At 71.5% G+C, this 21865-nt stretch carries 21 protein-coding genes; 17 read left to right on the plus strand and 4 right to left on the minus strand.

Going from position 1 to position 21865, the window contains the following annotated elements; translation table 11 throughout:
• Positions 1–14 precede the first annotated feature (14 nt).
• Genes QN141_09605 through QN141_09615 form a run of 3 tightly spaced genes read left to right on the plus strand, consistent with a single transcriptional unit; the run spans position 15 to position 2693 of the window.
• Entirely contained in the window at positions 15–272 is a 258-nt protein-coding gene (locus QN141_09605) for a DUF167 domain-containing protein (GenBank protein MDR7558730.1), read from the plus strand.
• 29 nt (positions 273–301) lie between these two features.
• On the plus strand, positions 302–1342 hold the full coding sequence (mtnA, locus tag QN141_09610; GenBank protein ID MDR7558731.1) for an S-methyl-5-thioribose-1-phosphate isomerase: 1041 nt from the start codon (positions 302–304) through the stop codon (positions 1340–1342).
• A 4-nt stretch (positions 1343–1346) separates the two neighbouring features.
• Positions 1347–2693: a glycosyltransferase family 2 protein gene (locus tag QN141_09615; GenBank protein MDR7558732.1), complete on the plus strand. Its 1347-nt coding sequence runs from the start codon at positions 1347–1349 to the stop codon at positions 2691–2693.
• On the opposite strand, the gene QN141_09620 is transcribed toward QN141_09615, so the two are convergent.
• The 3 genes from QN141_09620 to QN141_09630 are packed head-to-tail and all read right to left on the minus strand — an operon-like array spanning position 2690 to position 6123.
• Positions 2690–3676, minus strand: coding sequence for a glycosyltransferase (locus QN141_09620; protein ID MDR7558733.1), 987 nt, complete (start codon positions 3674–3676; stop codon positions 2690–2692). The two genes, QN141_09615 and QN141_09620, sit on opposite strands and share 4 nt — an antisense overlap.
• 34 nt (positions 3677–3710) lie before the next feature.
• Positions 3711–4952, minus strand: coding sequence for a tRNA uracil 4-sulfurtransferase ThiI (thiI, locus tag QN141_09625; protein MDR7558734.1), 1242 nt, complete (start codon positions 4950–4952; stop codon positions 3711–3713).
• Between the two features lie 4 nt (positions 4953–4956).
• Entirely contained in the window at positions 4957–6123 is a 1167-nt protein-coding gene (locus QN141_09630; GenBank protein ID MDR7558735.1) for a cysteine desulfurase family protein, read from the minus strand.
• Between the two features lie 312 nt (positions 6124–6435).
• On the opposite strand from QN141_09630, the gene QN141_09635 reads away from it, so the two are divergent.
• From QN141_09635 to pyrR, 9 genes are all read left to right on the plus strand, one after another.
• Complete coding sequence (locus QN141_09635) at positions 6436–7719, plus strand: ammonium transporter (protein MDR7558736.1); 1284 nt, start codon at positions 6436–6438, stop codon at positions 7717–7719.
• Positions 7716–8072, plus strand: a complete 357-nt coding sequence (locus QN141_09640; GenBank protein MDR7558737.1) for a P-II family nitrogen regulator — start codon at positions 7716–7718, stop codon at positions 8070–8072. The genes QN141_09635 and QN141_09640 overlap by 4 nt, the downstream gene beginning before the upstream one ends.
• 399 nt (positions 8073–8471) lie before the next feature.
• Entirely contained in the window at positions 8472–11759 is a 3288-nt protein-coding gene (locus tag QN141_09645; protein MDR7558738.1) for a class I tRNA ligase family protein, read from the plus strand.
• Between the two features lie 92 nt (positions 11760–11851).
• On the plus strand, positions 11852–12985 hold the full coding sequence (locus tag QN141_09650) for an amino acid racemase (GenBank protein ID MDR7558739.1): 1134 nt from the start codon (positions 11852–11854) through the stop codon (positions 12983–12985).
• Positions 12927–13193 (plus strand): TraR/DksA family transcriptional regulator, encoded by a 267-nt coding sequence (locus tag QN141_09655; GenBank protein ID MDR7558740.1) that lies wholly within the window; start codon positions 12927–12929, stop codon positions 13191–13193. Before QN141_09650 ends, QN141_09655 begins: the two co-directional genes overlap by 59 nt.
• 20 nt (positions 13194–13213) lie before the next feature.
• The gene (gene lspA, locus QN141_09660) at positions 13214–13615 is read left to right on the plus strand and encodes a signal peptidase II (protein ID MDR7558741.1); all 402 of its coding nucleotides are present in this window, start codon (positions 13214–13216) and stop codon (positions 13613–13615) included.
• Positions 13612–14394, plus strand: a complete 783-nt coding sequence (locus tag QN141_09665) for a prolipoprotein diacylglyceryl transferase (GenBank protein ID MDR7558742.1) — start codon at positions 13612–13614, stop codon at positions 14392–14394. The genes lspA and QN141_09665 overlap by 4 nt, the downstream gene beginning before the upstream one ends.
• A gap of 34 nt (positions 14395–14428) precedes the next feature.
• Positions 14429–15355, plus strand: coding sequence for an RluA family pseudouridine synthase (locus QN141_09670; GenBank protein ID MDR7558743.1), 927 nt, complete (start codon positions 14429–14431; stop codon positions 15353–15355).
• On the plus strand, positions 15352–15897 hold the full coding sequence (pyrR, locus tag QN141_09675) for a bifunctional pyr operon transcriptional regulator/uracil phosphoribosyltransferase PyrR (protein ID MDR7558744.1): 546 nt from the start codon (positions 15352–15354) through the stop codon (positions 15895–15897). The genes QN141_09670 and pyrR overlap by 4 nt, the downstream gene beginning before the upstream one ends.
• A 6-nt stretch (positions 15898–15903) precedes the next feature.
• Here the strand turns inward: pyrR and QN141_09680 are convergent, their stop codons facing one another.
• Positions 15904–17586, minus strand: a complete 1683-nt coding sequence (locus tag QN141_09680) for an NFACT family protein (protein ID MDR7558745.1) — start codon at positions 17584–17586, stop codon at positions 15904–15906.
• A 61-nt stretch (positions 17587–17647) separates the two neighbouring features.
• Between QN141_09680 and QN141_09685 the strand changes: the two genes are divergently transcribed.
• From QN141_09685 to priA, 5 genes are read left to right on the plus strand one after another with little or no spacing between them, the layout of a single operon-like run.
• Complete coding sequence (locus tag QN141_09685; protein ID MDR7558746.1) at positions 17648–18529, plus strand: YicC/YloC family endoribonuclease; 882 nt, start codon at positions 17648–17650, stop codon at positions 18527–18529.
• Positions 18519–18788: a DUF370 domain-containing protein gene (locus QN141_09690; GenBank protein MDR7558747.1), complete on the plus strand. Its 270-nt coding sequence runs from the start codon at positions 18519–18521 to the stop codon at positions 18786–18788. Before QN141_09685 ends, QN141_09690 begins: the two co-directional genes overlap by 11 nt.
• Before the next feature lie 13 nt (positions 18789–18801).
• A complete protein-coding gene (locus QN141_09695; GenBank protein ID MDR7558748.1) occupies positions 18802–19338 on the plus strand; it encodes an AAA family ATPase in 537 nt (178 codons plus the stop codon).
• The gene (locus QN141_09700; GenBank protein ID MDR7558749.1) at positions 19335–19895 is read left to right on the plus strand and encodes a flavoprotein; all 561 of its coding nucleotides are present in this window, start codon (positions 19335–19337) and stop codon (positions 19893–19895) included. The genes QN141_09695 and QN141_09700 overlap by 4 nt, the downstream gene beginning before the upstream one ends.
• 19 nt (positions 19896–19914) lie before the next feature.
• Positions 19915–21864 carry a primosomal protein N' gene (gene priA, locus QN141_09705; protein MDR7558750.1) on the plus strand — a complete coding sequence of 650 codons (1950 nt, stop codon included), beginning with the start codon at positions 19915–19917 and terminating at the stop codon, positions 21862–21864.
• Position 21865: the final 1 nt, after the last annotated feature.

Genomic DNA, 21865 nt, shown 5'->3' on the forward strand with positions numbered 1-21865 from the left:
AGGCGGCGCTGGCCGTGCGGGTGAGCCCCCGGGCGGCGCGGGACCGCATCCGGGGATGGCGTCAGGGGCGCCTGCTCGTGGAGACGACCGCACCGCCGATCGAGGGGCGGGCCAACGACGCGGTCTGCCGGCTCGTCGCGGCGGCGGTCGGTGTGCCGCCCGCGCAGGTCCGGGTGGTGCGGGGCTTCGGCCGCCGGGACAAGACCGTCGCGGTGTCGGGCCTCCCCCCCGACAGGGTACTGCAGGCGCTCCGGCATCCCGCCTTCGTCTAGGGATGCCGCGCACCGATGGCGGGGACATGGTGAAGAGCCTGCGCTGGGAGCGCGATACGCTGTATCTGCTGGACCAGACGGCCCTGCCGCACCAGGAGCGTCTGCTGGCCTGCACCACCGCGGCGGAGGTGGTCCAGGCCATCAAAGACCTCCGCGTGCGCGGCGCGCCGGCCCTCGGCGCGGCGGCGGCGTACGGTCTGGTGCTCGGGGCCAGAGAGATCGCCGCCACCGACCTGGAGGTGTTCCTGGGCCGGCTGCGGGAGACCGCCGGCCAGCTGGCCGCCTCCCGCCCGACGGCGGTCAACCTGACCTGGGCCCTGACCCGCATGCTGCGGGCCGCGGAGCGGGCGGGCTCCGTGGAGCAGGCCCGGGCGGCGCTGCTGGCGGAGGCCGAGGCCATCGCCGCCGACGACGTGCGGGCCAACCGGGCCATCGGGGAGTTCGGCGCCGCGATGCTGCGGCCCGGTGAGGGCATCCTCACCTACTGCAACACCGGGGCCCTGGCCACGGTGGACTACGGGACCGCCTTCGGGATCATCCGCACCGCCCACGAGCGCGGGCTGCGTCCCCGCCTCTTCGCCTGCGAGACGCGGCCGGTCCTCCAGGGGGCGCGGCTCACGGCCTGGGAGGCGGTGCGGCTGGGCATCGACGTCACCGTGATCACCGACAACGCCGCGGGAGCGTTGATGCGCCGCGGGCTCGTCCAGCGGGTGATTGTGGGCGCGGACCGCATCGCCGCCAACGGCGACGTGGCCAACAAGATCGGCACCTACACCCTGGCCGTGCTGGCCCGGGCCCACGAGATCCCCTTCATTGTCGCCGCCCCCCTCAGCACCGTGGATCCGGACGCCGCCGACGGGGACGCCATCCCGATCGAGGAACGGCCCCCCGAGGAGGTCACGCATCTGGCCGGGATACGGCTCGTCCCGGAGGGGGTGGCCGCGATGAATCCGGCCTTCGACATTACCCCGCACCACCTGGTCACAGCGATCGTCACCGACGCCGGGGTCGCCACGCCCCCCTACGCCGGAACACTGGGGCGGCTGCGGGCGGCGGCGGTGGGAGGCTGACCCCGTGCGTCACCTGGTGCTGGTTACCCTGGGGCTCCTCTGGCTGGCCGCGGTGGCGGCCAGCACCCATTACCGCGACATCACTTGGCTGCAGTACCTGTTCGTGGATGTGACCTGGATCCAGGTCGCGTTGATCTCCGCCGGCGCCTACGGCGTGTTCCTCGTCCTGACGGGCGCCCTGGCCCGGTCGGCGCCCCGTCCTCCGGGGTGCCCCGAGGTCTGGCCGATGGTGAGCATCGTGGTCCCGGCAAAGAACGAGGAGGCGGTGATCGAGGGCACCGTGCGGAGTCTGGCCGCATTGGACTACGCCGCCCTGGGGCACCGCCGCTTTGAGATCATCGTCGTGGACGATCGTTCTACCGACCGTACGGCGGAGATCCTGGAGCGCCTGGCCGCGGAATTCCCCCTCACGGTGGTGAGGACCCCCGAGGGCAGCCGGGGGAAGGCGGCGGCCCTCAATCTGGGGATCGCCCGGGCCCGGGCCGACCTCATCGCGGTGTTCGACGCCGACGCCCGGGTGGCGCCGGATTTCCTCGCCAAGCTGGTGCCCTACGTGCTGGAACCCGGCGTCGGCGGCGTGCAGGCGCGGCGGATGCTCTACAACGCCGGACAGAATGGCGTCACCAAGGTCCAGGATGACGAGTACCGCCTCTTTCAGGCCAATCTCCAGCGGGGCCGCCGGGCCCTGGGCGGGCTCGTCTGCTTCGCGGGCAACGGCCTGCTGCTGCGGAGGGAGGCCCTGGATGAGGTCGGCGGATGGAACGAAGAAGCGCTGACCGAGGATATCGACCTCTCCGTGCGCTTCCACCTGGCCGGCTGGCCCATCCGCTACTGCGATGAGGCGGTGGTGTGGGAGGAGGCGGTGCCGGGACTGCGCGCCCTGCTGCGCCAGCGCACGCGCTGGTTCGAGGGGGCGATCCGCTGCCTGGGGGATCACCTCCCGGCCATCCTCTTCGGGCACGGGGCGCTGTTCAAGCGCCTGGACATGCTGTTCTTCCTCGGCGGCGCGCTGCTCGTGACCATGGCCGTCCTCACCACCTACCTCTATGCGCTGATCGACGTGGCCGGCGGCGTGGTCCTGTATCTGCAGCTTCCCCGGCGGATCACGACCCTGTCCTCCCTGGTGATGAGCACCGCCCTCCTCCTGACCGCAGTCCGCGAGTATCGGCGCCCGTGGACTGCCGCAGCGGCCCTGGCGCGGATGGCGGTGTTCTCGCTGCACCGGCTGGTGGTCTTCCCCCTCGCCGTCTACCGCTACGTGCGCAGTGCGATTACCGGGGAAGTCTCCTGGGAGAAGACCGCCCACGGCACCGGGCCGGGGATGTGGACGAAGGAGACGTCGGACCGCTAGACCAGCCGGCTGTAGATCGATCGCAGGCGCTGCCCCACCACTTCCAGCGAGTGCGCCCGGGCCAGCTCCAGCGCGCCCTCGGAGAGGCGCCGGGCCAGGTCGGGATCTTCGGCCACGCGGCGAATGAGGGCGGCGAACTCCTCCGGGGTGGTGCCCTTGAGGCAGTTGACGCCGTCGATGAAGCGGTCGGCGAAACAGGGCGCGTCGCGCAGGATGAGGGGTTTGCCGCAGGCGGCGGCTTCCAGCACGGCAATGCCTTCGTTCTCCACGGTGCTGGGGAAGAAGAAGATGTCGCCCGCGGCGTAGGCTTCGACCACGTCCTCGACGTAGCCGGTGAAGCGGACGTTCTCCGGCGCGGACTCGATGACCCGGAGGGTCTCGGGCTTCACCGCCTTGGAGATGCGCCCGAACCAGGTCAGGGTGAACTCCGGGAGCAGCCGCCCCACCTCGCAGAAGATATCCACGCCCTTGCGCAGCAGGACCAGCCCCACGGAAAAGGGGACGACGCCCTCCAGCCCGAAACGGGCGCGGCCGATGAGGCGCTTGCGCCGGCTGGGGGCGAAGCGGCGGAGATCCACGCCGTTGCTCACGACCTCAATGGGCCGGTCGAGGTCGTAGTGGCGGAGGACCTCGCGGGCGTATGGGGAGGGGGCGATGAGCAGATCGGCCTTCCCGTAGAAGAACCGCAGGTACCGCCCCAGGTACGGTGCGATCTGGTCGCTCATGCGGAAGGAGTTGGCGAAGTCCTCTGCGGTGGTGTGGCTGTGGATGACCAGCGGTCGGCGGCCGCTGTACTTCTCGGCGAGGTAGAGGGATGCCGGTCCCACCGAATGGAGGTGGAGGAGGTCGAAGGCCTCGCCGGGGTCGGTGGTCACCTGGACGCCGGCGGACTTGAGGGCTCGGAGATGGTTGTCAAAGGCCCGGCGGATTCCCCCCGACCAGTTTGAGGAATAGCCGGTCTCCAGGTAGACGCAGGCCTTCACCTGAGGACCCCCCACGTTTCCCCGGCCGCCCCGGCTATCCTAATTCCCCGCCTCGGGGAGGCGTTCCCTGCGCCGCGGCGGGCGGAGCGGCAGCGGCTTCTGCCGCACCGTGGCGGCTGATCCGGAGAGGGCGGCTGTGGGCCAGGGCATCGTCCACCAACGCCTCGACGGTGAGGCGGGCTTCGGCACGGTCCACTTCCTCCACCGTGGGCTGGGTACGCGGATGGGCCGGGACGAACAGGCTGCAGCAGTCCTCGAAGGGCCGGATAGAAATGGCATAGGTCCCGATGGCACTGGCCCGGGCCATGATCTCGGTCTTGTCCGCGCCGATCAGCGGCCGCAACACCGGCAGGCGCGTGACGGCGGAGATCGCCGCGAGCGATTCCAGGGTCTGACTGGCGACCTGGCCCAGACTCTCCCCGGTGACCAGGGCCTGCGCACCGAGCCGCCGGGCCATCCGCTCGGCGATGCGCATCATCATCCGCCGCAGCACCAGGATGCGGAAGGCGTCGGGGACCCGCTCCGCCACCGCCCGCTGGATCTCCGTGAAATGGACAACCCACAGGTCCAGCGGGCCGGTATATTCCGCCAGCACGCGACAGAGGTCGACGACCTTCTCCCGGGCGCGGTCGCTGGTGAAGGGAAAACTGTGGAAGTGCACCGCGGTGATCACTGCGCCCCGGCGGGCGGCGTACCAGGCGGCCACGGGGCTGTCGATGCCGCCCGAGATCAGCGCCAGCACGTGTCCCCCCGTGCCGTAGGGCAGGCCGCCCGGACCGGGAACGGTCTCGGTGGCGAGGTATGCCCGATCGCGCAGCTCGATCTGCACCAGGAGGTCGGGGTCGCGCATGCGGGCGGCCAGACGGGGCAGGCGCGACTGAATGGCGCGGCCGACCTCGCGACTGAGCTCCATCGAGGTGAGGGGGAACCGTTTGTCGGCGCGTCGGGTGGACACCTTGAAGGTCGCCACCTCCGGGCGGCGCCGCAGCGCCTCCTCCGCCATGGCCACCGCCGCGGTCTTGACGGCGTCGAGATCCGGGGGGACCTCGCGGGTCGGGCTGAGCGAGACGATGCCGAAGACCTTGCGCAGTCGTTCCACGGCCAGGGCGGGATCGGCGTCGATGGAGACGTAGATCCGACCGAAGCCCGTCCGCACCTCGTGGGGGCCCAGATCGTCGATCGCGCGAACCACGTTGCGTGTCAGGGCCTCGAGGAAGAGGGGCTGGTTCTGTCCCTTGAGGGCGATCTCGCCGTAACGGAGCAGAAAGGTCGGCACGGCCTCAGCGGACCGGGGCCCGGAGGTCCCGCAGGGCCTCCGCCACCGCCGCCGCGGCGTCGTCGATCTCCTCGACGGTGGTGAAGGGCGAGAGGCTGAAACGCAGGGCGCTGCGGCTCTCCTCCGGGGTCAGCCCGATGGCCTGCAGGACGTGGCTGGGGTGCGGGTCGCGGGCGTGGCAGGCCGAGCCGGTCGAGACGAACACGCCGGCCATTTCCAGGCGGTGCAGCAGCGTCTCCCCCCGCACTCCGCGGAAGGAGACGTTGAGGATGTGGGGCGCCGCGCCCTCTTCAGGGGTGTTCACGCGGACGTCGGGAAGTTGCTCCACGGCGCGGCGCAGTCGGTTGCGCAGCTCCGTCATGCGCCGGGCGCCCTCCTCCAGGTGGGCCAGGAGCAGCGAAGCGGCCGCGCCCATGCCGACGATACCGGGGACGTTCTCGGTGCCGGGACGCACGCCGCCTTCCTGATCCCCGCCGCCCAGCAGCGGGGTCAGGCGCAGCCCCCGGCGCACGTAGAGCGCCCCCACACCCTTGGGACCGTGGACTTTGTGGGCCGAGAGGGTCACAAGGTCCACCCCCCACTCCCGCGGGCGCAGCGGGATCTTCCCCCAGGCCTGCACGGCGTCCACGTGCAGATAGACCGGCCGTCCGCGCGTCGTCCGGGAGCGCAACAGTCGCCCGATCTCCTCGATGGGCTGGATCGTCCCCAGTTCGTTGTTGACCGCCATGACCGAGACAAGGACCGTCTCCGGGCGCAGCGCCGCCGCGATGCGTTCAACCGACACGCGCCCCGCGCCGTCGACGGGCACGGTGGTCACGGCGTGGCCTTCCTCGGCGAGGCGGCGCACCGGGACCAGCACCGAGGAGTGCTCCACGGCTGTGGTCACGAGGTGGCGGTGGGGTCCGAGGGTCGTGACCAGTCCGCGGATGGCCAGGCTGTTGGACTCGGTGCCCCCCGAGGTGAAGACGATCTCCTCGGGCGCCACGCCCAGGGTCTGGGCCACGGCTTCCCGCGCTCTGCGTACCAGCCGTTCGGCCGCCAGTCCCTTGCCGTGGAGGGAGGAGGGGTTGCCGTACTCCCCGGTCAGCGCCTGCGTCATCGCTTCGACGACGGCGGGGTGGGGCCTGGTCGTGGCCGCGTTGTCCAGATAGATCTCTCGTCCGACGGTCATCTGTTTCATCGTAGCGCAGCCGGTGAGACCGCTCAAGGAAACTTCCGCCGCCTCCCGCCGCGGGCGTGCGCAGGCGGGCGCCGCCTCGGCGGACACCCCGGTGCCATCGGGGGACGGCCCGGAGGATTCTGTTGACAGGACCGCCCGGTCATGCTATATACGCGATAAACAATCGATGTGATCGTTGGGCCGAGAAGCCCCGCTTCCGCGGGGCTTTTCTCGTTGCGACGGGGCCGGGACGCCTTCTGTGGGGAGGCGTTTCTTTATTCTGGTCCGGGAATCTCAGCCCGGATGACGCCTTGGGGAGATGAGATGAACGCCGCAGATACGGCCTGGATGCTGGTGGCCACCGCTCTGGTGTTGCTCATGACCCCCGCCCTGGGATTCTTTTACGGCGGGCTCGTGCGCGCCAAGAATGCGCTGAACACGCTGATGATGAGCTTTGCCGCTTTAGGCGGTGTCGCCATCGCCTGGGCGTTGGTGGGCTATTCCCTGGCCTTCGGGCCCGGGGGACCGTGGCTGGGCGGCCTCACGCGGCTGTTCCTGCGCGGGGTCGGCCTGGAGCCGAGCGGGTCCATCCCGCACGTGCTGTTCATGGCCTATCAGGGGACATTCGCCGTGATCACCGCGGCGCTGATTTCCGGTGCCATCGTCGAACGCATGCGATTCCGCGCCTACCTGCTGTTCCTGACGGTCTGGAGTCTGGTCGTCTACGCACCGATCGCCCACTGGGTCTGGGGCGGCGGATGGCTGGCGCGACTCGGCGCCCTGGACTTTGCGGGGGGCACGGTGGTCCACGTCAATGCGGGAGCGGCGGCGGTGGTGGCCGCCCTCACCCTCGGCCCGCGCAAGGACTATGCCCGCCAGGCCATCCTGCCCCACAACGTCCCGTTCACCCTGCTCGGCGCCGGCCTGCTCTGGTTCGGGTGGTTCGGCTTCAATGCCGGCAGCGCGCTGGGCGCCAATGCGGCGGCCGCCCTGGCCTTTGTCAACACCATGCTGGCCCCGGCCGCCACCCTGGTCGTCTGGACGCTGCTCGACCTCCGGCGGGGCGGGAAGGTCACGGCGGTGGGCGCCGCGACGGCGATCGTCGTCGGGCTCGTCGCCGTCACCCCGGCGGCCGGGTTCGTCAGCCCCGCGGCGGCGATCGTGGTGGGCGGGGTGGCCGCGCTGCCCAGCTACGCCGCCATCGTCTGGCGGCCCCGGACGCGCCTCGACGACTCCCTCGACGTGCTGGCCGCCCACGGAGTAGGCGGCACCGTCGGTGCCGTCCTCACCGGTGTGCTGGCCCAGAAGATCTGGAACGGGACCGCGAACGGGCTGCTCTTTGGCGCGCCACTGCAGGTCGTCGTGCAGCTGGTCGCGGTCGTTGCCGCGGCCCTGTACAGCGCCCTGGGCACCGCGCTCATCCTGAGAGTCCTGGCGCTGTTCATGCCCCTGCGGGTCGCCGACCCCAGCCATGAAGGGTTGGGCCTGGACGTCGGGCAGCACGGCGAGGAGGCCTACGGCACCGGGGAGGGGGCCGTACTGGTTCTTCCGGACGCCGGCCCCGCGGTGGCCGCGCCCGCCACCGCGCCGGCGAGGGAGCACGCATGAGACTCGTCGTCGCCATCATCCGCCCCGAGAAGTTGAGCGACGTCCTTGAGGCCCTCTTTCGCGCCGAGGTGCGCGGGGTGACCATCAGCCGGGTGCAGGGGCACGGCGGAGAGACCGAGCGCGTGGCCACCTACCGCGGGACCACCGTGAAGATGGAGCTGTCGGAGAAGGTGCGCCTGGAGATCGGCGTCTCAGATCACTTCGTCGAGCCGACCGTCCGGGCCATCCTTACGGCGGCCCGGACCGGCGAAGTCGGGGACGGCAAGGTCTTCGTCCTCCCCGTGGAGCACGTCTACCGGATCCGCACCGGCGAGCGGGACGAGGCGGCCGTGACTCCCGCCCCCGTGGCCTGAGGTCCGTCGGTACGCCCCGCGTGCGGCGGGTGCCGCCCCGCTCGCGGGGGTGCGCCGTTGACGCTCTTTTCCGCCGCGTGCTAGAATTCACCAACAACAGCGATGACGGGGACAGCGTTTCCGTCGCCGGCCCCAAGCGAGCCGGGAGTGGGTGAGAGCCGGCGGGTGACGGACGGAGGACGATCGCCCCGAAGCCGCGGACCGAACCGGACCGGACAGTAGGCTCCGCCGGACCCTCCACCGTTATACGGAGGACGGAATCGAGGTCCGTCGCCCGGTGGCCTGATCCGGGGTCGACTTCTGTTCCGGAGGAGCGCCGGCGCTGCAGCGCCGGAAGCTGGGTGGTACCGCGGTCATCCGTCCCAGGAGGGGCGGATCGTTTGTTTTCTGGAGGGGCCGATGCCGCGTTTCAAGCCCGTCTCTTCAAAAGTCGACTTCCCGGCCATGGAGCGGGAGATCCTGGCCTGGTGGGAGACGCACCGCGTCCGCGAGCAGTACCTCCGGCGCAACGAGAACGCCCCGCGGCGCTGGTCCTTTTTGGACGGCCCGATCACCGCCAACAACCCGATGGGCGTGCACCACGCCTGGGGGCGGACCTATAAAGACCTCTTCCAGCGCTACCGGACGATGCGTGGCTTCCGCCAGCGCTACCAGAACGGCTTCGACTGTCAGGGGCTGTGGGTAGAGGTGGAGGTGGAGAAGGACCTGGGCTTCTCCAGCAAGCGCGACATCGAGCGCTACGGCATCGAGCCCTTCGTCAACCTCTGCAAGCACCGCGTCCTGACCTATGCCGCGATCCAGACCCGCCAGTCCCTCAGGCTCGGGATGTGGATGGACTGGAACGACCCGCAGGATCTGGAGCGGCTGGCCGAGGCCGTCAAGACCGACCCGCGTCGGACGGTCGAGGTGCCCGTGCGGGGCGGGGGGTGGCTCCGGCAGAGCGCCGAGCAGATCATCGGCCGGCTGGGAGACCGTGAGATCGGCGGCTCCTACTTCACGCTGTCCGACGAGAACAACTACCAGATCTGGGGATTCCTCAAACGCTGCCATGAGCGGGGGCTGATCTACAAGGGCCACGACGTCATGCCGTGGTGTCCCCGCTGCGCCACCGGCCTGAGCGAGCACGAGATCGCCACGGAAGGGTACAAGGAGGTGACGCATCGGGGCGTCTTCCTGCGCCTGCCGCTCCTGGACGAGCCGCACAGCGCTCTGCTGGTGTGGACGACGACGCCCTGGACCCTCACCAGCAACGTCGCGGCGGCCGTCCATCCGGGGCTCACCTATGTGCGCGTTCGCCAAGGCGGCGAGACGTTGTACCTCGAGGAAGGAGCCCTGGGCGTGCTGCAGGGGCCGTACCAGGTGGAGGAGCGCCTGCCGGGCGCGGCGCTGGTCGGCCGGCGCTACCGCGGACCCTTCGATCACCTGCCCCCTCAGCAGGGGGTGGAGCACCGGGTCATCCCCTGGTCGGACGTGACCAGCGCCGAGGGCACCGGCATCGTGCACATCGCTCCGGGCTGCGGCGCCGAGGACTTCCAGCTGAGCAGGGAGCACGGGTTGCCGGTCATCGCGCCGATCGACGAGGACGGCGTCTTCCTCCCCGGGTTCGGTGAGCTGACCGGCCTGCGTACCGACGAGGCCGCCCGGCCGATCATCGACTATCTGACGCGCACCGGCCGGCTGTATAAGGTGGAGCCCTACACCCACCGCTATCCGGTCTGCTGGCGGTGCGGGACCGAGCTGGTCTTCCGGCTGGTGGACGAGTGGTTCATCCGGATGGATCCGCTCCGCGAGGAGTTGATGGCCATCACCCGGCGCATCCGCTGGATCCCGGGCTTCGGGCTGGACCGGGAGCTGGACTGGCTGCGCAACATGCACGACTGGATGATCAGCAAGAAGCGGTACTGGGGACTGGCTCTGCCCATCTACGAGTGCTCCTCCTGCGGCGCTTTTGAGGTGATCGGCTCCCGCGAGGAGCTACGGGAGCGGGCTGTGGCAGGGTGGGAGACCTTCGAGGGCCACAGTCCCCACCGGCCGTGGGTGGATGCGGTGAAGATCCGCTGTCCGCGGTGCGGGGCCACCACCGGCCGCATCGCCGACGTGGGGAATCCCTGGCTGGACGCCGGCATCGTCTCCATGAGCACGCTGCACTACCGCACCGATCCGGCGTACTGGCGGCAGTGGTTCCCCGCCGATTTCATCACGGAGAGCTTTCCCGGTCAGTACCGCAACTGGTTCTACTCGCTGCTGGTCATGGCCGCCGTCCTCGCCGCGGAGGAGCCCTTCCGGACCTGTCTCGGGCACGGCCTGGTGCGGGACGAGCAGGGACGCGAGATGCACAAATCCTGGGGCAACGCCATTGAGTTCAACGAGGCCGCCGATCGGGCCGGCGTGGATACGATGCGCTGGTTGTACGTGTCCCAGAACCCGGCCCAGAACCTCAACTTCGGCTATGGGATCCTGGACGACGTCCGCCGGCGCTTCATCATCCCGTTGTGGAACGTCTTCGCCTTCCTGGTGACCTACGCCAGCCTGGAGACCTTCGAGCTCGGCGACCTGCTCCGCCAGCCGCCCCAGGTGGGGACCCTGGACCGCTGGTTGCTCTCCCGCCTGACCCGTGTCGTCGGGACGGTCGCCGAGCGTCTCGACGACTACGACCCCCAGGGCGCCAGTCGGGTCCTGGAAGCCTTCGTCGACGACCTCTCCAACTGGTACGTGCGACGGTCGCGCCGCCGCTTCTGGAAGAGCGGGGCCGACGAGGACAAACGGGCGGCGTACTACACGCTGTACCGGACGATGCGGACCCTGACCCTCCTGCTCGCCCCCTTCATCCCGTTCCTGGCGGAGCGTCTGTACCAGGACCTGGTGCGGGTCGTCGAACCCGACGCCCCCGTCAGTGTCCACCTCTGCGACTTTCCCGAACCGGTGGAGGCGTGGCTCGACGACCAGCTGGAGGCCGAGATGGACGCCGTCCGCCGTCTCGTAACCCTGGGACGGGCCGCCCGCGGCCAGGCCAGACTCAAGGTCCGCCAGCCGCTGCCCGCCGTGCTCCTCGTCACGAAGTCCGCCGGGCTGCGGGAGCGGGCGGACCTGCTGGACATCCTGGCCGACGAGCTGAACGTGAAGGCGGTCCGGTTCGTGGACGACCCGGGCCGCTATGTCACCTTCGAAGTCAAGCCGCGGTTTGAGGTCCTGGGCCCTCGCTACGGCGCCGTGGTGCAGGCGATCGCCAGGCAGCTGCGGACCCTCGATCCGGGCGCGGCCCTCCAGGCCCTGGCCCGCGACGGCCGCCTCCGGCTCTCCGTGGACGGACGGGACGTCGTGCTGACGCCGGAGGAGCTGGAGATCCGGATGCAGAGCACCCGGGGCTACGCCGCCGAAGGAGCCGACGGGGAGTTCGCCATCCTGGAGACCGCGTTGACCCCCGACCTGGTGCTGGAAGGCCGGGCCCGCGAGCTGGTGCACCAGGTGCAGACCCTGCGCAAGGAGCTCAACCTGGCCGTGAACGATCGCATCGTGCTCCACTACGAGGGCCCGCTCCAGGACCTGCTCGCCGCCCACCGGGAGTACATCATGCGGGAGACCCTGACGGTCGAGGTGCGCGAGGGGGTGCCGGCGGGGCAGCCGGCCCGCACCCTGCAGCTGGACGGGGCGCAGGTCCGTCTGGCTCTGGCGCGCCACGGGCCGTAGCCTCCTGCGACTTCGGCAGGAACCCCGCGGGCAGGACAGAACACAGGACGGCGCGCGGCACGTCCGTGCCCCCGCTACCGGGAGCCATCATCGTGGCAGAGAAGATCATCGGTGTGCTCGGCGGGCTCGGCCCCTGGGCCACGGCGGACCTGTTCGAGAAGATTCTTCGCCTCACCCCGGCCCGGCGCGATCAGGATCACCTGCGCGTCATCATCGACAGCAACCCCAAGGTTCCGGACCGCTCTGCGGCCATTCTGGGCCGGGGGGAGGATCCGACCCCCGAGCTCGTCGCCACGGCGCGCAACCTGGAGCGCGCCGGGGCCGACCTGCTCGTCATCCCGTGTAACACGGCCCACGCCTTCTACGGGGCGATCGCCGCTGCGGTGAGGATCCCCGTGCTCCACATCATGGAAGAGGTGGCTGCCGAGGCGCGGCGCCTGATTCCCGGACTGCGCCGGGCGGGGGTGCTGGCCACGACGGCGACGATCGCCGCCGGGCTGTACCACCGCGCCTTCGAGGCGATCGGCGCGCAGGTGCTGACTTCGGACGAGGCCGCGCAGCAGATCGTGACCCGGCTGATCTACGGCGTCAAGGCCGGCCGGCGCGACGCGGAGGCCAGGGGGCAGGCCGCCGCGATCGCCCGGGACCTGATCCGGCGGGGCGCTCAGGCGATCGTGCTGGGGTGCACCGAACTGCCGTTCCTCCTGCAGCCCGGGGAGGTCTCCGTCCCTCTGCTGGACAGCAACCTGATTCTCGCCCAGGCCGCGGTGCGCAGTGCCCTGGCGCCCGCCGGGGTGCCGCGGCGCCAGGGCTTGCCAGGGCAGAAGTCATCGGATACACTACCGTCAGTCTGGCAGCCGGTGGCCCCCGCAGTCACCGCTGTTGCGCCTTGGAGGGGACGGGATGGCACCGAGGACCGCCAGGTCAGCTCGCACGAAGACCGGAGTGCGGCGCGGGGGACGCGTGACCACGGCAGCCGGGCCCAAGGCCGCGGGGGGGAAGAACGCCCGCCCGTCGGCGCCGGCACGGAGTCCGGCGAAGGCTCGTCCGCTCACGAAGAAGGAGCTGGCCGAGTTCCGCCGCCAGCTGGAGGAGGAGCGGACGCGCCTGCTCGAGGAACTCGAGGCCATGGAGGAGCACACCCCCGAGGTCGAGGATCAGGTGGGGATGGACATCGGGGGCGGCTACGACGAAGATCTCGCCGACGTGGCCAGCAACACCTTTGAGCGCGAGAAGGGGCTGGCCCTGGAGAGCAGTGTGCAGCAGATGCTGGCCCAGGTGGAGGACGCCCTGAGCCGGATCGACGAGGGCACCTACGGTTTCTGCCAGCGCTGCGGCGATCCCATCGATATCGCGCGGTTGCGGGTGCTCCCCTTCGCCACCCTGTGCATCCGCTGCAAGGAGCTGGAAGAGCGGTCCAACGGCGGACGCTGATCCTCCTGGGGACGGTGGTCGTGGCCGATCAGGCCGCGAAGCTCATCGTGGCCGCCCGGCTCCCCCTCGGCCACTCGGTGCCCGTGGTGCCGGGCCTGTTGGCGTTTACCCACACGCAGAATCGCGGCGTCGCCTTCGGGCTGCTGGACGGTGTCAGCCTGCTGGTCCCCGCCGCCGTGACCTTGACCCTGTTGTTGCTGCTCTTCTACAATGAGGCGCGGTGGATACGCCGCCCGATGACGCAGGCGGCGTTTGCCTTGCTGGGCGGGGGCGCGGTCTCCAATCTCACGGACCGCATCCGGGTCGGGGCCGTGGTCGACTTCATCGACGTGCACCGCTGGCCCGTCTTCAACCTGGCCGACGCCGCCGTCAGCGTCGGCGCGCTGCTGCTGGTCCTCACACTGCTGCGGGGTGAACGATGAAGCCGATCCTGATCAGGCTCGGGCCCTTTCCCATCTCTTCGTTCGGCCTGTTCCTGTTGGGCGCGTTTCTGGTGGGCATCGCCGTGGTCCGCCGCCGGGGGAAGGAGATCGGGATCGACCCTTCCCGCATGCTGGATGCGGCGCTGTACATGATCATCGGCGGCATCGTCGCCGGTCGGATCGGATACGTCCTGGCGAACCTTTCCGCCTTCGCCAGGGCTCCGCAGACCATGGTCACCATCTGGCGCGACTCCGGCCTGACCTTTTACGGCGCGCTGGCCGGAGCGGTGCTGGTCGGCGCCTTCTACGCCCGCCGACTGCAGGTGCCGCTGCGCGCCTTCCTGGACCTCTTCGCTCCGGCGCTGGCCCTGGGCTACGCCGTGGCCATGATCGGGGCGCTGCTGCACGGTCTGTACCTGGGCCGTCCGACCGGCGTCCCGTGGGCCGTCCAGATGTTTCTGGAGCGGCGCCATCCCACGCCCATCTACCTTCTGCTGGCCTCCCTCGGCAGTTACGCGGTGCTGCGGGCGCAGGAGCGGCGCGGGCCGCCAGCGGGCATGCTCTTCGTGCTGTGGGTGCTGCTGCTGGCGGTGAGCCGATTTGCCGTCGAGTTCTTCGTGGAGAGCCCGACCGTCGGTTCCTCCGGGCTCACCCTCGCCCAGGCGGTGAACGCCCTGGTCGCGGTGCTGGCCGTGGCAACGCTGGTTGTGCTGGCCCGGGTCGTCCCCGCACAGCCGGCGGCCGCGGCGGGTCCGCCGGAGATGCCTCCGGCGTCCTGAGGCGACGCCGACGCCGGAGCAACACCGCTTCCTCGTGGACGCTGTGCACGCCGGCCTCCGGCTCGACACCTTCCTGGCCGGGCGCGTCCCGCTCTCCCGCTCCCAGATCCAGGCCCTCATCGCCTCCGGGCACGTGACCCTCGACGGGAGGGTCGTCAAGCCGGCGACGAAGGTGCGCGCCGGACAGCAGGTGGAGATGGTCGTTCCGGCCCGGGAACCCGCCGCGGTCATTCCCCAGGCGCTGCCGCTGGAGATCGTCTACGAGGACGAGGACCTGCTGGTGGTCAACAAGCCCGCCGGGCTGACGGTGCACCCGGGGGCCGGGCGTCCCTCGGGCACGCTGGTCAATGCGCTCGCCGCGCGCGTCCCCGGGCTGCTGGCCCTGGGCGGTGGGTTGCGCCCCGGGGTGGTGCACCGGCTGGACAAGGACACCTCGGGCCTGCTGGTGGTGGCCAAGACCGAGCGGGCCTTCCGGGCGCTGCAGCAGCAGGTCGCCTCGCGGGCGATGCGCAGGACCTATCTGGCCCTCGTGCACGGGGTCGTGCCTTCCGAAGAAGGCACGATCGAGGCGCCGATCGGCCGCCATCCCCGCCTCCGGACGCGGATGGCCGTGGTCCCGGGCGGCCGTCCGGCCATCACGCGGTACCGGATCGTCGAGCGGTTTCCCGCCCACACCCTGATCGAGGCCGAACTGGTGACGGGACGGACCCACCAGATCCGAGTGCATTTCGCCCACGTCGGCCATCCCGTGGTGGGCGATCCCGTCTACGGCGGCCGCCGCCCGTCCCTGGGCATCGGCCGCCAGGCCCTGCACGCCTGGCGGCTGGAGGTCTCTCATCCGGTCTTTGGGCAGCTCCTGCGCTTCGAGGCCCCTCCGCCGGCCGACTTTCTCGCCGCCGTGGCGCGGGCCCGCGCGGAGGGGCCGCCGCCGCTCCGGCGAAGTGGAGGGCGCGCCCCATGAGTCCGGCGATGCGCGAGAAGGCGAAGGTGATGGACGCGGACGCCATGCGCCGCGCGGTGGTGCGGATGGCCCACGAGGTCCTCGAGCGCAACAAGACGGCCTCGAATCTGGCCATCGTCGGGATCCGGACCCGCGGCGTGCCGCTGGCCAGCAGGCTGGCCGCGGCCATCGCCCAGATCGAAGGCATCTCCGTGCCCGTGGGGGCGCTGGATACTCGCCCGTTCCGGGACGACCGTCCCACGGGCACACCCGCATCCGCTCCCGTCGTCCTCCCCTTTGCGGTGGCGGACAGGATCATTGTTCTTGTCGATGACGTCCTCTACACCGGCCGGACGGTGCGGGCCGCCCTGGACGGGCTGATCACGCTCGGGCGGCCGCGGGCGATCCAGCTGGCCGTCCTCGTGGACCGGGGCCACCGGGAGCTGCCGATCCGCCCGGATTTCGTGGGGAAAAACCTTCCCACCTCGTCGCGCGAGCACGTCGCCGTCCGGCTGGCGGAGATCGACGGCATCGACGAGGTCGTGATCGAAGAACCCGCTTAGCGGTCGTTACGGAAGTCCCGGCACCACCCGCACGGTGCGCTCCCGCTCGTAGGTCACCACCCCCGGCCGGCCGCCGGCCGGCTTGCGCACGTACCGCCGCAGGGTGCAGTCGACGGCGACGCGGCCCGAGGAGCGCGCCCGGCTGAAATAGGCGGCGATCGCCGCGGCCTGCAGGATCTCCTCCTCGCGGGCCGGCCGCCCGCCGGTGCGCAGGACGACGTGCGCACCGGGGACGCCGCGGGCGTGGAACCAGAGATCGTCGGCGCGGGCGACCTCGAAGGTGAGGCGGTCGTTCTCCCGGTTGGTCCTGCCCACCAGCACCGTGGCGCCGCCGGGGAGGGGGAAGGCGCGCGGCGCCGTCGCCGCCGCCACTCGCCGCCGGGGACGGCGCACGTAGCCTTCCTCCGCCAGCTCGTCGCGCAACGCCCGCAGGTCGTCCGCGGCGGCGGCGGACTCCACCAGGGCCAGGCTGCTCTCCAGGTAGGCGCGCTCGGCGTCCAGCTCCTGCAGCCGCCTCTCCAGCTGGGGCCGGGCCCGCCGCATCCTCGTGTAGCGGGCAAACAACGCGTTGGCGTTCTCGACGGCCGTGAGCCGCGGGTCGAGCGGGATCGCCACCGGCGCCCCGTCGTACCCGGGCACCACGACCTGCGCCGCACCGGGGGCGATCTGCGAGGCATAGGCCAGCAGCAGCTCCCCGCGCCTGCGCACCTCCTCGCCCTCTGCCGCTTCCTGCAGGTTGCGCCGCACCTCGCCCTCGGCGCGATCCACATCGGCCAGCGCTTCCCGGAGCGTCTTCTCCAGCCGGGCGCGCAGGTCGTCGACCTCACAGGAGGCGCGCGCCGCCGCCGTGACCCGCGCCACAGCCTCGCTCATCGTGGCCGTGCGCTCCATCCGCAGCCCCCTGACGTGGACCAGGGGAAAGGGGGCGTACCCGCGCAGGGTGTCTGCGGCGTAGTAGATGACCGGCTCAAAGGCGCCTCGGGCAACGAGATCGGCCAGCTCCCGCAGGACGCGCAGGAGATCCGCCGCGCGCTCGGCCGCGTCCCGGGCCGGCGCCGTCGCCGGCAGGCTGGCCCGGGCCACGACCTCCCGGGCCATCGTCGGGCTGATGCCGAAGAGGAGTGCCGGGAGCCGCTCGGCGATCGGTCCCTCCTCCGCCTCCAGGATGGCGCGGAGGACAGGCTCGCTCAGCTCCCCGGGGCTCGGGCGCCCGGCCGTCGGTGGGCGGTAGACCGACCCGGCGCTCAGGTCCCGCCCCGCAGATCGCGCGGGAGCCCTCAGCGTGCCGGCGACGACGCCGTCCTCCACAAGGATGAGGTTGCTGGCCGGGCCCCTGATCTCCGCCACCAGCGCGGGAGTCCCCAGATCGGACTGGAAGCCCAGGGTGAGGACCCGTTCAAAGGGAGGACAGCGCACCGACACGAGCCGGGCGCCTTCCAGACGGCTGTGCAGCAGCTGGGCGAACGGTCCCCGTCGGGCCTCCCCCGGCGGCGCGAGCGCGAGATGGATCCGGGCCCACTGCGGGTGGACGGAGCACAGCAGGGCGAGCGCGCGTGCGGCGCGGAACTCGAGGAGGACCTCGTGGGGGTCGTCCTGGCTGATCCGTCGCAGGCGGCTGCCGATCAGCGTGGCCAGGTCGGCGGCCACGGCGGCGAGCACGACGCTGTCGAAGGAACCGATGGGCCGCATCCCGACCTACGATACCACAGCGAACAGGACTCCCTCGCCGCCGACAAGAAGCACAGTGCTGATGATCCGCAGCATGACCGGCTACGGTCGGGCCGAGGTGCACACCCTGTTGGGCCGGTTCACCGTGGAGATGCGTTCGGTGAACCACCGCTTCGGCGAGATCCTGGTGCGGCTCCCGCGCGACCTGGCCGCGCTGGAAGACCGGGTGCGCGCGGTGGTGCAGGAGCGCGTGTTGCGGGGCCGGGTGGAGGTCACTATACTCAGGGAGGACCGCGCGCCCCGCCCCAGGTCGGTGCGCGCGGACCTCGAGCTGGCTGCGGCCTATGCGCAGGCGTTGCGGGAGCTGGCCGCCGCCCTGGGCGTCCCGAACGCGGTCAGCCTGGCCCAGATCGCCGCGTATCCCGACGTGCTCCGGGTGGAGGAGACGAAGGACGATCTCGAGGCGCTCTGGCCCGACCTGGCGACGGCGGTGCGGGCCGCCGCGGCGGACCTGGTGGAGATGCGGGAAGCGGAAGGACGCCGACTGGCCCAGGATCTGGAAACGAGACTCAGCCGCCTGGAAGAGCTCGGCGTCGTCGTGGAGCGGCGCTCCCGCGATGCGGTGGGCGAGTACGCGGCGCGGCTGCGGGAACGGATCCGGCAGTTGCTGGGAGAAGTGCCTGTGGATGAGCACCGCCTGGCCGCGGAGGTGGCCATCTTCGCCGAGCGCAGCGACGTCAGCGAGGAGGTGACCCGTCTGCGCAGCCACATCGCCCAGTTTCGCCAGGAGCTGGCCCGCGCCGAGGGCGCCGTGGGGCGGCGGCTGGAATTCGTCCTGCAGGAGATGGGCCGGGAGGTCAATACCACCGGCGCCAAGGCCAACGACCTGGAGATCACCCGCGCGGTGATCGCCATGAAGGGCGAGCTGGAAAGCATGCGCGAGCAGATCCAGAATGTGGAGTGAACCCCGCCTGATCAACATCGGCTTCGGGAACATCGTGGCCGCCAACCGCATCATCGCCATCGTCGCCCCCGACTCCGCCCCCATCAAACGCATCATCCAGGAGGCGCGCGACAAGGGTGCGCTGATCGACGCCACCTACGGCCGCCGGACCCGCGCCGTGGTCATCACGGACAGCGGTCACGTCCTGCTCTCCGCCGTGCAGCCGGAAACCGTGGCCCACCGCTTCACCTCCCGGGAGGGCGAGGAGGCGGCGGAGTGACGCCGCCCGGCGTATGATCGTCGCCATCGCCGGTCCCATCGGGGTCGGCAAGAGCACGGTGGCCCGGGCGCTGGCCGACCGGCTCGGGTACCGCTACATCTCCGGCGGCGAGGTCTTCCGCCAGATCGCCCGCGAGCGCGGCATCTCCGTGGTGGAGGTGAACAGGCTCGCCGAGACCGATCCGGAGCTGGACCGCGCGCTCGACCGGCGCCAGGCGGAGCTGGCCCGCGCGGGGAACTGCGTGGTGGAGAGCCGCCTGAGCGGGTGGATGGTGGAGGCCGATCTCAAGGTGTGGCTGCGGGCGCCCGTCGAGGTGCGCGCCGCACGGGTGGCCCGGCGCGAGGGGCTGGAGGTCACCGCGGCGCTGCGGGAGCTGGTGGAGCGCGAGCGCAGCGAGTGGGCGCGGTACAAGGCGCTCTACGGCATCGACATCGACGACCTCACGCCCTATCAGCTGGTGATCGACACGACCCGCTGGAGCGCCGAGGTGATCGCCGACGCGCTGGCCACCCTGGCCCGCACTCTGCTGCTGGAGACCCGCACGCCGTGACGGCCTCCTCGCTGGAAGGACGGACGATCGTCGTCGGCGTGACCGGCGGCATCGCCGCCTTCAAGACGGTGCAGCTGGCCAGTCGTCTGCGCCAGATGGGCGCCGAGGTGCACGTCGTGATGACTCCCGCGGCCGCACGGTTCGTCAGCCCGCTCACCTTCCGCGGGGTGACCGGGCACCCCGTGGTCGCCGACCTGTGGGATCCGGCCAACCCCTACGACGAGCCGCACGTCGCCCTCGGCGAACGGGCCTCGCTCTTCGTCATCGCTCCGGCCACCGCCCACACCATCGCCAAGCTGGCCCTGGGGCTGGCCGACGACCCCGTGTCGGCGACGGCGCTGGCCACGCGCGCCCCCATCCTGCTGGCGCCGGCGATGCACGACGCCATGTACGAGCACCCGGCGACGCAGGAACACCTCAGCACCCTGCGCCGGCGCGGCTGCCACATCATCGGTCCGGAGGTGGGCTGGCTGGCGTCGGGCAAGCAGGGCATCGGCCGGATGGCCGAACCCGACGCCATCGTGGACGAGATCCGCGCCCTCCTGGAGCGGCGCTGACCCGCGGCCTGCCGAGGCCATGCTCGTCGACGTCGCGGTGAACGCGCCGCTGCGCGCGGGGGACCGCGCCTTCACCTTCGCCGTGCCCGAGGCGCTGCAGGACCGCGTGACCGTGGGTCTGCCTGTGCGCGTGCCCTTCGGCCGGGGCCACACCACCGGCTTCGTCGTCGCCCCCGGAACCCGCACCGACCGGCCGCTGCGGCCGATTGCCGGCGTGGACGAGCGGCTCCCCCCGCTTCCCGCCGATCTGGTCGCCCTTGCCCTGTGGATGGCCGACTACTACGTCTGTTCCGTGGGCGAGGCCATCTGGGCCATGCTCCCGCCCCCCGCGGCTGCGGCGCGGGCCCGAGCGGCGGCCGAACCCCTGGGAACGCCGCCGGCGGCCGACGGGATGCCGGCCGCGCCTGAGACCGGCAGGGAACCGCCGGGCCACGGGGACGGGACCGCGCCCGTCGGCGCCCACCTGCGCCGCGACCCTGCGGCCCGGATCGCCCTGATCGCCGACGGCGCCCGCTTCCGCGGGTATGAGGAGGCGCTGCGGTGGCTGGGCGACGGCGACCGGAATGCGATCTTCCTCGTCCCGGAGGTGTCGCAGGCCGAGGCCCTGACCCGGTGGATCGCCCGCCGCAGCGCGCTGGCCACCGTCGTCATGCACGGGGAGTTGCCGGACGCGGAGCGCTGGGCTCTCTGGAGGCGGATCTCCTCCGGCGGCGTTCGGATCGTCGTCGGCACGCGCCTCGCGGTGTTCGCACCGCTGCCCCGCCTGGGCCTGATCGTGATCGACCACGAAGAGGACGCCTCATACAAGGAGGAGCGCGCACCGCGGTATCACGCGCGCCGCGTCGCCGAGGAGCGCGCCGCCCGGAGCCGCGCCGCCCTCCTCTGGGGCACCCCGGCGCCGTCCGCGGAGGTGATGCGGGAGGTCCTGGAGCACCGCGCCCTGGCGGTGGTCGTCCCGCAGGGGCGCCCTCCCGCCGTCGTCCTCAGCAGCGCCAGGTCCGAGCGCGGGCGGCCCGCCAGCCTGATCGGTCCCCGCCTGGAGGAGGGGCTGCGGCGCGTCCTGCCCTGGGGTCGGGCGATCCTCTTCGTGCCCCGACGCGGCTTCGCCGATTTCCTGCTCTGCCGGGAGTGCGGCTGGGTGCCGCGATGCCCGCGGTGCGGCGTGGCCCTGACGTACTACGCCGGACAGCGCCGGCTGCGCTGCCATCTCTGCGGTCGCGAGGAGGGGGCGCCCCAGCTCTGCGCGCACTGCGGAGGCACACAGCTGCGGCCCCGCGGCGTGGGAACCGAACGGGTGGAGCGGGCCGCGCGCCGGTTGTTCCCGTCCCTGCCGGTCTACCGTCTGGATGCCGCCGCCGCCCCGGCGGAGCCCCAGCGACAGCGGATCTGGCGGCGGTTCGGCCGCGCCGGCGGCCTGCTGATCGGCACACAGCTGCTGCTGCGCGGCGTGGGGCAGATCGATGCGGCCGTAGTGGGCGCCATCGGCGCGGACAGTCTCCTCCACCTCCCGGACTTCCGCTCCGCCGAGCGCACCTTCCAGATCCTCCGTCGCCTGGCGTTGCTGGCGCGGGAGGAGATGATCGTGCAGACCTTCGATCCCTCGCACCCGGTCCTGCAGGCCCTGGCGGCGCAGGACGCGGCGGGATTCTACCGCCAGGAGCTCGACCTGCGCCGGCAGTTCCACTACCCGCCCTACCGCACGCTGATCAATCTGGTCATCAGCAGCCCCACGCCCGAGGAGGCCCGGGAGGTCAGCGGGCAGTTCGCCGCGGCGATAGGCGGCGGCGACGTGCTCGGACCGTCCCCGGCACCGCTGGCCCGCGTCCGCGGTCGCTACCGCTTCCAGGTGCTGGTCAAAGAGCGGGACGAGCTGGCCGCGCGGCGCAGCCTAACCGATCTCGTCCGGTCGCGCCCCGTCCCGCGCGGGACGAAGGTCGTCGTGGACGTCGATCCCGTGGAGTTGCTGTAGA

The organism is Armatimonadota bacterium, from assembly GCA_031459765.1.
GTDB classification, from domain to species: domain Bacteria; phylum Sysuimicrobiota; class Sysuimicrobiia; order Sysuimicrobiales; family Kaftiobacteriaceae; genus Kaftiobacterium; species Kaftiobacterium secundum.

What these genes read in the sequence shown, in the direction of transcription:
- QN141_09630 (MDR7558735.1), bottom strand. Translation starts at nt 6,123, where the DNA reads ATGACCGTCGGACGAGAGATCTATCTGGACAACGCGGCCACGACCAGG.
- QN141_09635 (MDR7558736.1), top strand. Translation starts at nt 6,436, where the DNA reads ATGAACGCCGCAGATACGGCCTGGATGCTGGTGGCCACCGCTCTGGTG.
- QN141_09640 (MDR7558737.1), top strand. Translation starts at nt 7,716, where the DNA reads ATGAGACTCGTCGTCGCCATCATCCGCCCCGAGAAGTTGAGCGACGTC.
- QN141_09645 (MDR7558738.1), top strand. Translation starts at nt 8,472, where the DNA reads ATGCCGCGTTTCAAGCCCGTCTCTTCAAAAGTCGACTTCCCGGCCATG.
- QN141_09655 (MDR7558740.1), top strand. Translation starts at nt 12,927, where the DNA reads ATGGACATCGGGGGCGGCTACGACGAAGATCTCGCCGACGTGGCCAGC.
- QN141_09665 (MDR7558742.1), top strand. Translation starts at nt 13,612, where the DNA reads ATGAAGCCGATCCTGATCAGGCTCGGGCCCTTTCCCATCTCTTCGTTC.
- pyrR (MDR7558744.1), top strand. Translation starts at nt 15,352, where the DNA reads ATGAGTCCGGCGATGCGCGAGAAGGCGAAGGTGATGGACGCGGACGCC.
- QN141_09680 (MDR7558745.1), bottom strand. Translation starts at nt 17,586, where the DNA reads ATGCGGCCCATCGGTTCCTTCGACAGCGTCGTGCTCGCCGCCGTGGCC.
- QN141_09685 (MDR7558746.1), top strand. Translation starts at nt 17,648, where the DNA reads ATGATCCGCAGCATGACCGGCTACGGTCGGGCCGAGGTGCACACCCTG.
- QN141_09690 (MDR7558747.1), top strand. Translation starts at nt 18,519, where the DNA reads ATGTGGAGTGAACCCCGCCTGATCAACATCGGCTTCGGGAACATCGTG.
- QN141_09695 (MDR7558748.1), top strand. Translation starts at nt 18,802, where the DNA reads ATGATCGTCGCCATCGCCGGTCCCATCGGGGTCGGCAAGAGCACGGTG.
- priA (MDR7558750.1), top strand. Translation starts at nt 19,915, where the DNA reads ATGCTCGTCGACGTCGCGGTGAACGCGCCGCTGCGCGCGGGGGACCGC.